The following is a 14,424-nucleotide window of genomic DNA, read 5'->3' on the forward strand; positions in this document are numbered from 1 at the left end:
TCCCATGATTATTTTTTGTCGTCATCAACCTCTTCAAAGTCTGCATCAACGACATTATCATCTTTTTGAGCATTTTGAGTTTGTTGTTGTGCTTGTGTTTGTTGAGCAGCTTGCTCGTACAATTTAACAGATAGAGCTTGCACAACTTCTTGAAGAGCATCTTTCTTTGCACGAATTTCGCTTAAATCATTTTTCTCGATCGCGGCTTTCAATGCATCTTTTGCTTCTTCTGCTTTCTTCACTTCTGCTTCTTCAACTTTACCTTCAAGTTCTTTTAAAGTTTTTTCAGTCGTAAAGATCAATTGATCTGCTTCATTGCGAAGTTCCACTTCTTCTTTACGTTCTTTATCTTTTTCAGCATTTTCTTCTGCTTCTTTAATCATGCGATCAATTTCATCATCAGATAATGTTGTAGAAGATTTAATTGTAATTTGCTGTTCTTTGCCAGTTCCCAAATCTTTTGCACTAACGTTAACTATACCGTTTTTATCAATATCAAACGTTACCTCAATTTGTGGAATACCTCTTGGTGCTGGTGGAATATCACTTAATTGGAATCTACCAAGCGTTTTATTATCTGCTGCCATTGGGCGTTCCCCTTGGAGCACATGGATATCTACAGCTGTTTGGTTATCGGCTGCAGTTGAGAAAACTTGTGATTTTGATGTTGGGATTGTTGTATTACGGTCAATTAATTTCGTAAATACACCGCCCATTGTTTCAATACCTAATGATAATGGTGTTACATCAAGAAGTACAACATCTTTAACATCACCAGTCAATACGCCGCCTTGAATAGCAGCACCCATTGCAACAACTTCATCTGGGTTGACACCTTTATGTGGGTCTTTACCAATTTCTTTGCGGATAGCTTCTTGTACTGCTGGAATACGTGTAGATCCACCAACTAAAATAACTTTATCAATTTCAGATGCATTTAAACCAGCATCTTTAAGTGCTTGACGAGTTGGACCCATTGTGCGCTCTACTAATGAAGATGAAAGCTCTTCAAACTTAGCACGTGTTAAATTCACTTCTAAATGAAGCGGTCCAGCTTCTCCTGCTGTAATAAATGGTAATGAAATTTGAGTTGATGTTACACCTGATAAATCTTTTTTCGCTTTTTCTGCTGCATCTTTTAGACGTTGCAACGCCATTTTATCTTTTGATAAATCAATACCATTTTCTTTTTTGAACTCTTCAACGAGATAATCAATAATGACTTGGTCAAAATCATCTCCACCAAGCTTGTTATCTCCTGCAGTTGCCCGAACTTCGAAGACACCGTCTCCTAATTCAAGAATAGAAACGTCAAAAGTACCACCGCCAAGGTCATAAACAAGGATCGTTTGATCTTCGTCTGTTTTATCAAGACCGTACGCTAATGCTGCGGCAGTCGGTTCGTTAATAATTCTTTCAACTTCAAGTCCTGCAATTTTACCTGCATCTTTCGTTGCTTGACGTTGTGCATCGTTGAAGTAAGCAGGAACAGTAATAACTGCTTTATCAACTTTTTCTCCTAAATAATCTTCAGCAAATGATTTTAAATATTGTAGAATCATCGCTGAAATTTCTTGTGGGGTATATTCCTTGCCTTCAATTGTTTCTTTATAATCCGTACCCATATGACGTTTAATTGAAATAATTGTATTTGGATTTGTAATAGCTTGACGTTTAGCTACTTCCCCAACTTGACGTTCGCCGTTTTTAAACGCCACAACAGATGGAGTTGTTCTGTTACCTTCTGGATTAGGAATTACTTTTGGTTCTCCACCTTCAAGTACTGCGACGCATGAGTTAGTAGTACCTAAGTCGATACCAATAATTTTACTCATGGAAAAAGCCTCCCTTATTTATGTAAAAGTTTTATTGATTCACCTTCACCATCGAAGGACGAATGACTCTATCTTTTAAAATATAACCTTTTTGGAATTCTTCTACAATGATGTTAGACTCAACATCTTCTTCTTGAGCCTGCATAATTGCTTGATGGTAATGAGGATCGAATTCTTTTCCAAGCGCTTCAATAGGTTCTACTCCTTCTTTTTTTAGCGCCTCTAAAATATTTCGATAAACCATTTCCATTCCTTGTAGCAACTGCTTCGTTTGCTCATCTTCCGGAGCCATCTGTAATGCTCTCTCAAAATTATCAATGGCTGGAAGTAGATTTGTAATTAAATGTTGGGCTCTATACTTTTCACTTGCCTGCTTATCTAAATCTACTCTACGACGGAAATTATCAAAATCTGCCCGTAAACGGACATAACGATTTTCATACTCATCAATTTTCGCTTCAAGCTCTTTTATCTTTGCATTTGCTTTCTCGAGTTCATCCTTTTCATTACTCGTTTCAGCAGCAGTTTGTTCTTGTTCATTTGTATTCTCTTCTGTTAATTCTTCAGCAAAAATGGGTTCAATACTTTGCTCATTTTCTTCACTTTGCTGGTTTTCTACTTGTTGGTTGTTTTTCTCTTCTGCCACCTTATTCACCCCCTTCAAATGGTAGGAAAGTTTAAATTTATACAAAAGAAATGACTTATAATCAGTGCTAGACCGATTTATAAGTACATCTCACAAACAATATAGCCATAAAATCTATCCATGATACAATTTCGTCAATGCAATTGACATATCATGACTTAGTATATCTACGATGCTGATCACCCGTGAATATTCCATGCGGGTAGGTCCTAAAATAGCGATCGTCCCTACAGATTCCTGCCCAATAGAGTAGGTTGCAGTGATTAAACTGCAATTCTCCATTTCGGAAACTTGATTTTCTTTTCCTATTTTAACATGAATTCCTTTAGGAATACCTTTAAATAAATCATAGAAACTGTCTTCCCGCTCAATCATATCTAATAAAGAACGAACCTTATTAAGATCGTGAAATTCAGGTTGATTTAAAATGTTAGATTTACCGCCAAAAAATATTTTTTCATGATCACTCATGGTTAACATATTAAGAACCATATACAAAACCGACTCGTAATTCTCAATATGTTTTTTTAATATGTCCGCAACTTCTATTTCTATCTTCGACTTTAATTTTGTAATTGGAACATTCGCAAGCCGGTCGTTAAAAATATTAACGATTTTTTCAAGCTGACTTGCTTGTACTCCTGGCGGCAATGTAAACATCCGATTTTCGACGTAACCAGTATCAGTAATTATCACTGCCACAGCTGCTTCCTCATTTAATGGGATAATTTGCAGCCTTTTAAGCTTTGTCTCTTTAACCGCTGGGCCTAATAAAATTGCTGTATACTTCGTCATTTCAGATAAAATTTGCGCCGATTTTTGTACTAGCTTCTCCAATTCGTAAATTCTATCTGCGAAAATGGAGTGTATTTGAGAAATGTCTTGCAGCTCTAATTGTTGCGGCGATAAAAGATGATCGACATAATACCGATAACCCTTTTCAGATGGGACTCTTCCAGATGAAGTATGAGTTTTTTCGATAAAACCCATTTCTTCTAAATCAGCCATAACATTCCGAATGGTTGCGGAACTTAAAGCAATTTCATTTTTCTTAGAAAGTGTTCTTGAGCCGACAGGTTGAGCAGATCGAATAAAGTCATCAATGATCACTTGTAAAATCATAAGTTGACGATCCGTTAACAACTTATATCACCTCTGTTAGCACTCTCGGATAACGAGTGCTAATTATATAAATAAATTATCAAAATCATATTCCATTGTCAATATATTTACATATAAACTTCCCTGTTTATTCAAGCAAAAATGCTTCAAACACTTCATTTCCTAAAAAACGTCCCTCTCGCGTTAACCTAATAAAATCGCCGTGCCTTTCAAGCAGTCCTCGCCTTTCCATTTCTTGAATTGACGAAGCAAACAACTTGATAATATCCTCATGAAATTTTTCTCGAAAATGCGATATGCTAACACCTTCATTTTTCCTCAAACCTAAAAACATTTCTTCTTCCATTTTTTCAGATTTTGTTTCAACATGCTGTTCTAAAATTGGCAATGCATGATCTTTTAGCATATTGATATATTTTTTGACTGCACCATAATTTGCTACTCTTATTCCATTTTCATAACCATGGGCGCCTGCACCGAAGCCAAAGTACTCCTCATTATTCCAATAAATGAGGTTATGTTGACTTTCGTATCCCGGTAAAGCAAAATTACTAATTTCATATTGGTTAAGTCCGTGTTTGTCCATTTCCATCATTAATAATTGGTACATGTCTGCTTCTACTTCTTCTGTTGGTAATGGCAATTTCCCTTTATTCATTAAATGATAAAAAATGGTCTTTGGCTCAATGATAAGTGAGTAACTGGAGTAGTGGGGCAATTGCAATGACATCGCAATATTTAATGTTTCTTGAAAATCTTCAATCGTTTGTGTTGGTAAACCGAACATTAAATCAATGCTTATATTTTCGAATCCCACTTTTTGTGCCTTATTTAATGTTGAAAACACATCTTTTACACGATGGCTTCTCCCTATTTTTTCGAGCAATCGATCATTAAATGATTGCACCCCGAAACTGAGACGATTAACACCGTAATCAAATAACAGTTTTAGTTTTTCTTCTGAAGTTTCTCCTGGATTTGCTTCAAAAGTAAATTCGCCTTCCCCATTATAAGGAAGAATGGCACGAATACCTTCCAATAATTTTTGCAGTTGGCCTTCATTTAATGCAGTTGGTGTTCCGCCGCCGACAAAAATGGTTGACAGCTCTGTCTTTGGTGCATTACTTATTTTCATTTTCATTTCTTTTAATAGCATGTCAATATATTCATCTACTGGTTGTCCATTTAATAAAAATTTATTGAAATCACAGTAATAACAAATATGCTCACAAAATGGTATGTGAATATACGCTGCTTTCATTGCATCACAACCTTACATTACAATTAATTGTATCGCTTTTCTATACTTAACGATCCAGACTATTTCCGTAAGCCTCTTACTTTTTAAAAATTTCCGCTTCAGGGATCGCTTCTGAGACGGTCAGAAAGTCTCGTCCGCAGCTCCTGCATGGCCCACCTTAGACGCACTGATCCCGAGCAGCAATCTTCTTCCACGCAAATCATCTTCTTTTATGAACTGTTGAAGTGAATAGCGCCATCTAATGAAAAACAATCATGTTTTTAGAAAAGAATCTATGATAAAAAGAAAGCGGGAGCGGCTTGAAATCATTCAAGTAAACTCCCACCTTTGTCCTCATTAACTTTCTCGAAAAATCGTGTGAACAAGTTACTTTTTCGTGTCGTCCATTTTCAATACTGCCATAAAAGCTTCTTGAGGTATTTCCACAGAACCTACTTGTTTCATGCGTTTTTTACCTTCTTTTTGCTTTTCTAACAATTTACGTTTTCGAGATATATCTCCACCGTAACATTTCGCTAATACGTTTTTACGCATCGCCTTTATCGTTGAACGGGCAACAATTTTTTGACCAACTGCTGCTTGAATAGGTACTTCAAATTGTTGACGTGGTATTAAATCTTTTAATTTTTCTACAATATGCTTTCCTCGCTCATAAGCAAAATCTTTATGAACGATAAAGCTTAAAGCATCTACTTTTTCGCCATTTAATAAAATATCCATTTTCACAAGACTTGATTGTCGGTATCCAATGAGTTCATAGTCGAATGAAGCATAACCTTTTGTATTGGATTTTAATTGGTCAAAAAAGTCATAAACAATTTCTGATAATGGAATTTCATAAATAACATTAACGCGGATATCATCTAAATATTGCATATCGATAAAGTTTCCTCGTTTTGCCTGTGAAATTTCCATAACTGCCCCAACATAATCATTCGGCACCATAATCGATGCACGTACATATGGCTCTTCGACGTATTGAAGCTTTTGAGGTTCAGGCAAATTGCTCGGATTATCAACTATTAATTCCTCTCCATCTGTTAATACCGCTTTATAAATAACACTAGGAGCTGTCGTAATTAAATCGATATTAAATTCACGTTCAATTCTTTCTTGAATGATTTCCATATGCAATAGTCCTAAAAATCCACAGCGGAAGCCAAACCCTAACGCTTGAGATGTTTCTGGCTCATATTGAAGCGAAGAATCGTTCAACTCAAGCTTTTCAAGCGCTTCTCGTAAATCATTAAATTTATTTGTATCAACAGGGTAAAGGCCGCAGTATACCATCGGATTCATCTTTCGGTAACCGGGAAGCGGCTCCGAGGCTGGTTTTTTTGCGCTCGTAATCGTATCCCCTACTCGTGTATCAGCGACATTTTTAATTGCAGCAGTTAAAAAACCAACATCCCCAACTGTTAATTCATCACAAAACATTGGCTTCGGTGTACTTACGCCAACTTCAGTAACCTCAAATTCTTTCCCCGTTGCCATCATTTTAATTTTATCGCCAACTTTTACTGAACCTTCAACAACGCGAATATAAGCAATCACACCCCGATACGCATCATACAAAGAATCAAAGATGAGCGCTTTTAACGGTGCATCTGGATCGCCTGTTGGTGCTGGAACTTTTTCTACGATTTGCTCAAGGATGTCTTCAATCCCGATTCCAGCTTTAGCCGACGCTAATACTGCATCAGAAGCGTCCAACCCGATAACATCCTCAATTTCCTGTTTAACTCTGTCCGGCTCTGCAGATGGCAAATCAATTTTGTTCACAACTGGGATAATTTCTAAATCATTATCGAGTGCTAAATACACGTTTGCTAATGTTTGCGCTTCAATCCCTTGGGCAGCATCAACGACAAGGATGGCACCTTCACAGGCAGCAAGACTTCGCGATACTTCATATGTGAAATCGACATGTCCTGGGGTATCAATAAGGTGGAAAATATACTCCTCCCCATCTTTTGCCTTGTATTTTAATTGGACTGCATTTAATTTAATTGTAATTCCACGTTCACGCTCCAGTTCCATTGAATCTAATAATTGGTCTTTCATTTCGCGTGAACTTAAAGCATTCGTTTTCTCTAATATGCGATCGGCCAATGTCGATTTACCATGGTCGATATGAGCAATAATAGAAAAGTTACGAATCTTTTCCTGTCTTTTTAACTTTTCTTCACGATTCATCATATTTCACTCCTGTATTCGGCACATGTACACTATTGTTGATTATATCAGCACGTTTTTCAACATTCAATGAAAATAAATTGATCCAAAAAAGAATTGAAAATATTATAGCAATTAATGTTGAATGGATAAAAAAATAGTGATGGATTTAGACTATTTTTAAATAGCATCCATCACTTCCTCCTAAGAATACATTTTATATGTTCATTATTTGACTTGAAACGATGCTAGAGATTACAATGATCGGTCGCTATTCCGCAGCTGTTGTTGTCTTATTGCCATTCACTTTCTCTGCTTGCCAGTAATAATCAGCAAATACGTCTGCTAGTGCATCCATTGTTCGATACATTTCCTCAAAAGTATTGTCTACTCCACCAACTTCAATTAAAAAAGAATGATTTGACAAGTCTTGATTGAACTTTCCGTTTGTAGATGCTCCTTTTTTCATAATAACCCCTCTTGATAGATCTTTATATTTTTTCTTTAAACGTGCATGTAAATCTTCTGCAACTTTTGCATTTTGTTCCCAATTTGGATTATCGCCCCCAATGATAAAAGCAATTTTCGCATATGGTTTCCCATTAATCGTAACGGTCGTATCTTTTCTCCTTCTTGAATCTCTATGAATATCAATAAAGTATTGAAAATCATGGTCTGCTTTCATTGCACTAAGTACAACCTCTCTTGATTCCTGATACGACTGCGAATATGTCATGCCATTTTTCACAAGTAATTTTTGTACATCCGTTGTATCAGCTTCTGCTCCTATCCCTCGATCTTCTAAATCTTCTTTTAATTTTTCTCCAACTTTTGTGACATTAATTTTTGAATGCTGTGCTAAATTAGGATCTGTTACACCTTTTAAATACGGAAGATACGATTCATGCGTATGTGTGAAATAAATATAAACCCGTTTTTTACCTTTCGTTGTTTGTGATGGCTTATTATGTTTATCTTGATTGTTATCTTTCGCCTTGTTAATTTGGTCTGTATTTTGCGTTTTTGGATCTGAAGATTTTAATGAGTTATCTGGAGGAACAGATTCAATCGGTAAATTTGTATAATTACTCCCTTCACCAGCCACTAAGATTTTACTATCAAATATATCAAATCCTGGCAACTCTCTTCCCAATAGGCTTCGTGGATCTTGAAAACGTACATTCGTCATCATTTCAAATGCAATTTTGCTGATAGAAAAACTTTCAGTCTTTGGCATATTAAGGGCTAATAATTGACTATCAGACAAAAACATCCGATATAATTGTTTACTAGAAAAATGTTTAGCTGCTTCATTAACAGTGGAAGATGCTACCCGATATCCTGGTTTTAAAGAGGTCAACGTACCAATCAGAATAAAAACGAGCAACAGGGACAAAACAAATACGGCGAAAAGTCTAAAAATACTAGATATATTTAAGATGAAGACATAGCTGGAATGTTTGCTAGGTTTCATTGTCCCACCCTTTCTACTCAAGTCTAGTACAATGTATGACTTTAATAGAAAAAGTAGAACAAAAAATAGTAAGAGGCTTGGACAAAAGTATATTTAACTAAAGACAACCCGAATATCGCGCTCCAACCCCGCTCCGGAAATATACTTCGCTGTCCGCGGGCGGCTGGTGAGCCTCCTCGTGCTCATGCACTGCGGGGTCTCACCGATGCCTATCCTCCCGCAGGAGTCTACGTATATTTCCGGAGCTGATTTGTGCAATGTTCGTCTTTAGCCAACACTTTTAAGTTTTGTTCAAACCTCATTCCTTTTACATATTTATCGTCATTTTTTACTGGCGCAAGAAGAATGTTTTAAGCATAAAAAATCCAGCCTAGTTTTTACGTAAAAAAATAAACGATATTATCTTGTTTTAAATCCAGTATTGTCTTGATTCACTGCTGTATGCAATGCAGCATTTAAACCGTTCGCTAGAACATTTGCCATATCCTCAATAAAGACATCCACTTCTTTTGGTGTTACCATTAAATTATGCCCGAGCGGTGATAATACTTCATGAATCAACGATCGTTTTTCTTGCTCATCTAAGTTTCCAACCATTCCCAATAACATTTCTCGAGTATTTTTTTCAGGCATGTCTTCATCTGTTAAAACCTTTTTTTCACCAAAAGTCATGCTTGCAGGTGCAAGAGCATGAGAAGGCCTTGAACTCTCGGTCATTTCTCTCCCAAAATGTCTGAGTAAATAATCGATTGTATCACTTGTAATCGTAACGGCATCAACCACAGTTGGAACACCTATGGAAATCACAGGCACACCTAATGTTTCCTTACTGATCTCCTTTCTTTTATTCCCAACTCCTGAGCCAGGATGGATACCTGTATCAGAAATTTGAATCGTTGCATTCACTCTTTCAAGAGAGCGGGATGCTAATGCATCAACTACAATAATAAAATCCGGTTTTGTTTTTCCGCTTACCCCATAAATAATATCGCTCGTTTCAATTCCTGTAAGACCCATAACACCTGGAGAAAGAGCGCTCACAGGTCTGTAGCCTTTCTCAACACTTTCTGGTTCTAGTTGAAAAAGATGACGGGTAACAATAATATTTTCACAAACGAGAGGACCAAGAGCATCTGGAGTAACATTCCAATTCCCAAGTCCAACAATTAAACAACTCGCATCGTTTCTAATTTTTAATTTTTTGATAAACTGATTAAATTCATGGGCAAATACTTTTTCTACTTTCTGTTGAACGGTTGTATCTTGATTACGAATCGCCTGCATTTCTAGCGTTAAATAGTGGCCAGCTTTTTTTCCAATTAATTCCTCGCCTTTTTCCGAAACTTGAACGGATGTAATCTTTATATCTTCTACTGTACGTTCTTTAATAGTGACGCCATCAATTTCCTGCTTTTCTTTCTTTTTCTTTTTTTCTTCAACGGCAAGACCGTGCGCCTCAATTGCCAAGTCTGTTCGTACAGAGTATTTACCTAAATCCATGCATATTCCTCCTTTTAAACAAAAACATTTCTATCATGGTAGTCTGTCCAACGCGTATAATACTCATTCAAATTCAAGGAATTTATAAAGCTATGTATTGCATTCTCAACCTTGATTTGATAAAATATCATTTGTTCTATAGTGAGAGTGGACGAGTCAAAATTCGTTTGAACTCGTAGGAGGTGAAATAAATGCCAAATATTAAATCTGCTATCAAACGCGTTAAAGTGAATGAAAAAAATAACGCACAAAACACAGCTACAAAATCTGCTATGCGTACTGCAGTGAAAAAATTTGAAGCTGCTGTCGTAAACAATGATGAAAATGTAAAAGCACTTTTAGGTAACGCTGTTAAACAACTTGACAAAGCTGCTTCTAAAGGTCTTATTCATAAAAACACTGCTAATCGACAAAAAGCACGCTTAATGAAAAAATTATCAGTTGAAGCTTAATAAACAAGACGCGATCTCAATCGTATCTTAGAGTGTGGAGAACCCCCCATTGAATCTATTATTCGATGGGGGGTTCTCCTGTTTTTATGATCGTTTCAAACTGGGGTTACTTTCTTCTAACGAATACTAAAAATAATTTTAAGAGAACATAGACATCATTGTTCAGAGAGCGGCCGCTCGGCTTCTACAGGAGGACAGCGATGAAGGAAGACGAGCGGTAATATCCGGAGAACTACGATCTATCTAATATAAAAGAACTGCCGATAAACGAACAAATAATAGTTTGTCAACAGCATGAGGCACGATTTTCAATCACGTCTTTTTTCATTAATCCGAAATAAAAACATTTCAATAATCATTTCTTTTCTTAGTCCACTCGTTTTCATCTTATAATCACTTTCAGCCAATAAAAACATAATATGATTTAATTCTTCTTCGGAAAATAGTTTTGCTTGTCCAGCGGCTAACTTCACACGAAAAGGATGTACTTTTAAATGCGAGGCAATCTGTTGTTGCCCATAACCTCTTCGCGCTAATTCTTTTGTTTGATAAATGAGGCGGAATTGATTAGCCAAAACAGCTAACAGTTTAATTGGCTCTTCATTTTGTTTTAATAGATCATAATAAATTCTTAATGCTTCATCAATACGCCGCTGTACAACTTTCTCAACAAGTTTAAAAATATTTTGTTCTAGTGATCTCGCAGTTAACTGTTCTACCATTTGCAAAGTAATTTCTTTTTCTCCAGTTGCAAATAAGCATAATTTATCAATCTCATTGGCAAGGCTATTTAAATTCGTTCCGCTAAGCTCTATTAACATTTCAGTCGCTTCTTTTCCAATTCGAAATCCGTGTTCATTTGCACGATCAACAATCCAACTTTTTAAATCATTGTCATTTAATTGATTGGCTTGTCCAACTTCTGCATGCTTTTTTAGCAATTTTGTAATTTTCTTACGCTCATCTAATTTCTCGTAGGTTCCAATTAATACAAAAATCGTGTAAGGAGCAGGCGCTTGAATATAGGCTTCTAACGCTTCTATATGATGATCTACTTTTTGTTTAGGTTTTTCAGTTGTCAAAAAATAAGGATTATGTACAAACACAAGTCTTTTTTCTCCCATAAATGGAAAAGTTTCTGCATCTTCAACAGCTACTTCTATCGGCGTTTCTTCTAAATCGTATGACGCATAATTAAAATCCATTTCCTCAGGTGTTAATACTTTATTTATTAATTTTTGTTTCGTTTCTTGAATTAAATAATCTTCTTTACCATATAATAAATAAAGTGGAGAAAATTGCTGACGTTCAATTTTTTTCCAAAGGTCTATCATGTTTTTGTCTCTCCCTAATCATATACATATATCTATATGGTATGTAAGCTGATGATTTTTAGCAAGTCAAAGGGGATTTTCGAGATAATCCCCTTTTTATATGAACGTTAATGAAAAAGGCCTAGGATACTTTTTCATTAACGGTGGAACCGATGTATCTGTAGTATCACCTAAAAATCAATATCCTATAGTTGTTAACTATTAACATTATCGGAAATATCCAATACAATAGTACAATGAATCATTCGTTCTAAAGGAGTAAGGAATTTGCAACTTCTCCTTATTCTTCTATTTGTTTTATCCTATGGCAAACACGTTGTAAACGTTCCAGTATTTTTAAAAAACTTGTAAGTGATTGCACCTTGTTCATCAGTACGATAAATAACTATATGATGTGCCTTTAAACGCTCTATCACTTCCTTGTTGGGATGACCAAAACGATTATGTTTTCCAACAGAGATTACTGCTATACTCGGTGAAAGCTGATTTAAGAATGCTTCACTTGTTGAAGTTTTACTTCCATGATGCCCTACTTTTAATATGTCTACATGGAAATGAAACGCTCTAATAAGTGTTTCTTCACCCTCTTTTTCTAAATCACCAGTAAAAAGCCATTTCTTCCCTCCTACATTTGCGTACAAAACAAGGGAATCATTATTTCCTTCATAATGATCATCAAATGGAGATACGTAAACAAAACGCCCAGCTTTATTTTGCCAATGATCTCCGCTCATCATTTCGAAAACAGGGATATGTTTCATTTGCGCTTCAGCAATGATTTCTTTCATTAATGCTTTTTCCCATGACTGCGGTGAAATATCAATTTCTTTTATATGAAGAGAAGATATGATTGCCTCTGCTCCACCGATATGATCCTCATCACTATGTGTTAAAATCAACTTATCTATAGTCCCTATCCCTTGACTTTTTAAAAAAGGGACGAGTACATCCTTTCCTACCTCAAATGGATTTGTCTGCTGCTGCCATTGTTCTTTTTTAAAGTTTAGTTCTCCGCCTGTATCAATTAAGTAAGTTCCTCTATTCCATGGAAGTTTGATTAATATACTATCGCCTTGTCCAACATCTATGAAGATAATTTTTCCGAATAGAGAATAGTGATTAGCTACTACAAGCAATACAAGCAAACAAACCAATGGTAACATACTTTTAAGAAAAGACCTTCTTTTTTCTATACTGATCAATAAAAAGAGAATAGTTATGCTGATCAGTAACAAGATAGCTATCGGCGGTCTTCCTATCAGCAACACAGACCAAGAGGTATCCATCCATTTTGCTGTTGCCTCAGCTAATACAATCGTATGAAAAAGCATATTTGAACAAAGGAGAAAGACAGGAAATAGAAAATAACTGGCAACATAGGAGAGGATAGAAAACGGTAATATAATATACGAATAGAAGGGGACAAAGAAAAGGTTAGAAACAAAGGCAATTAAAGAAAATTCATAGAAATGATAAATCATAATCGGAATGGCTGCAATCTGTGAGATAAATGTAATTTTCATCATGCGATTAATGAGGTGCTTATCGTTTGCGATGATCGTTTTTGAAGATAGAATAATGGCATAGCATACAGCATATGATAACTGAAACCCAATATTAAAAATGATAAAAGCATCTATTAATAAGTAAAGAAGAAAACTGATGGATAAAGCATCCAGTGGTGTAAGAGGCAATCGTGCTTGTGTGGATATAAGAAGAAGGAGTGTCATCATAACAGCACGTACAACAGGGGGGCTAAGGCCACAAATAATGGCATAGATCGGCAATGCTACCATCAAACATTTAAAGGATGCTTCTCTCGTCATACTAGATCTAATCATAACGAGAAACAACGCACCCGCAATCATATTGACATGCAGACCTGAAATAGCAAGTAAATGAATAATACCCAATCGTTGATATAGGCTGTATGTATTATCATTAAAATGGTCTTGGTTCCCAAATAACAACGCTTCAACATATGGGACAGTACGGGGAGGAAAAGTTTTTTCTATTTTCATAAGCTCATGATGGCGAACAAAAAGTAGGAAATATTTCCAACGGTCATTTTTGGAAGGCTGAACACATTGATGTAAACGATTTACAGTCAATAGCCAATGAATATGCTGAGTATATAAATATAAGCGATAGTTAAACGTTTCAGGGTTCCGGTTCACTTCGGGAAGAGTCAGTTTACCATCAGCGTAGCATACTGTTCCCGGTACAATTTTATCCGCAAACAACAACTTCTCGTCTTCCGATGCTGCATAATATTGAAACATAAATCGTTCCTTATTAGAAATAACAAAAGCTTTTATATGATCACCATCTACTTTAGGGTAATCCGGAAATGTAATCATAAAGTGGTTTTCTGATTGCTTATGCTTTGTTTGTACTGAATGCTCTTGAACTAAACCAGCGATCATACCTAATGAATACGATAAAACAGCAAAAAAGAGGATTTTTTTGCTTTTCAGTAGAAAGATGCGTAACCATATTACATGAAAAAATATAACTATTAAAAAAGGGATCGGTAAAATAACAAGCGCACCGCATAATCCTGTAAGTGCTATAAACAGCCAGTATCCTTTCATAAAGACACCTACTATCATAATTATTATTTAT

General features: G+C 35.8%; 10 protein-coding genes. 1 reads left to right on the forward strand and 9 read right to left on the reverse strand.

Going from position 1 to position 14,424, the window contains the following annotated elements; genetic code table 11:
- Window positions 1–8 precede the first annotated feature (8 nt).
- The 7 genes from dnaK to gpr all read right to left on the reverse strand — a co-directional run bounded on the left by dnaK (window position 9) and on the right by gpr (window position 10,013).
- Complete coding sequence (gene dnaK, locus G4D61_RS07010) at window positions 9–1,835, reverse strand: molecular chaperone DnaK (RefSeq protein ID WP_163173569.1); 1,827 nt, start codon at window positions 1,833–1,835, stop codon at window positions 9–11.
- A gap of 31 nt (window positions 1,836–1,866) precedes the next feature.
- A complete protein-coding gene (gene grpE / locus G4D61_RS07015) occupies window positions 1,867–2,481 on the reverse strand; it encodes a nucleotide exchange factor GrpE (protein WP_035354795.1) in 615 nt (204 codons plus the stop codon).
- Window positions 2,482–2,595: 114 nt separating this feature from the next.
- Window positions 2,596–3,624, reverse strand: a complete 1,029-nt coding sequence (gene hrcA / locus G4D61_RS07020) for a heat-inducible transcriptional repressor HrcA (protein WP_035354798.1) — start codon at window positions 3,622–3,624, stop codon at window positions 2,596–2,598.
- Window positions 3,625–3,730: 106 nt separating this feature from the next.
- The gene (hemW, locus tag G4D61_RS07025) at window positions 3,731–4,864 is read right to left on the reverse strand and encodes a radical SAM family heme chaperone HemW (RefSeq protein ID WP_035354800.1); all 1,134 of its coding nucleotides are present in this window, start codon (window positions 4,862–4,864) and stop codon (window positions 3,731–3,733) included.
- A gap of 366 nt (window positions 4,865–5,230) precedes the next feature.
- On the reverse strand, window positions 5,231–7,060 hold the full coding sequence (lepA, locus tag G4D61_RS07030; protein WP_371316431.1) for a translation elongation factor 4: 1,830 nt from the start codon (window positions 7,058–7,060) through the stop codon (window positions 5,231–5,233).
- Window positions 7,061–7,310: 250 nt separating this feature from the next.
- The gene (gene spoIIP, locus G4D61_RS07035; protein ID WP_163173572.1) at window positions 7,311–8,513 is read right to left on the reverse strand and encodes a stage II sporulation protein P; all 1,203 of its coding nucleotides are present in this window, start codon (window positions 8,511–8,513) and stop codon (window positions 7,311–7,313) included.
- 399 nt (window positions 8,514–8,912) lie between these two features.
- On the reverse strand, window positions 8,913–10,013 hold the full coding sequence (gene gpr / locus G4D61_RS07040) for a GPR endopeptidase (protein WP_025726654.1): 1,101 nt from the start codon (window positions 10,011–10,013) through the stop codon (window positions 8,913–8,915).
- Between the two features lie 191 nt (window positions 10,014–10,204).
- Here gpr and rpsT point away from each other — a divergent pair, with 191 nt between their 5' ends.
- Window positions 10,205–10,465, forward strand: coding sequence for a 30S ribosomal protein S20 (rpsT, locus tag G4D61_RS07045; RefSeq protein WP_025726653.1), 261 nt, complete (start codon window positions 10,205–10,207; stop codon window positions 10,463–10,465).
- Between the two features lie 308 nt (window positions 10,466–10,773).
- On the opposite strand, the gene holA is transcribed toward rpsT, so the two are convergent.
- Window positions 10,774–11,799, reverse strand: coding sequence for a DNA polymerase III subunit delta (holA, locus tag G4D61_RS07050; RefSeq protein WP_025726652.1), 1,026 nt, complete (start codon window positions 11,797–11,799; stop codon window positions 10,774–10,776).
- A gap of 302 nt (window positions 11,800–12,101) precedes the next feature.
- The gene (locus G4D61_RS07055; RefSeq protein WP_163173574.1) at window positions 12,102–14,393 is read right to left on the reverse strand and encodes a DNA internalization-related competence protein ComEC/Rec2; all 2,292 of its coding nucleotides are present in this window, start codon (window positions 14,391–14,393) and stop codon (window positions 12,102–12,104) included.
- Window positions 14,394–14,424: the final 31 nt, after the last annotated feature.

Source organism: Heyndrickxia ginsengihumi (assembly GCF_011008565.1).
In the GTDB taxonomy this organism is placed as follows: domain Bacteria; phylum Bacillota; class Bacilli; order Bacillales; family Bacillaceae_C; genus Weizmannia; species Weizmannia ginsengihumi.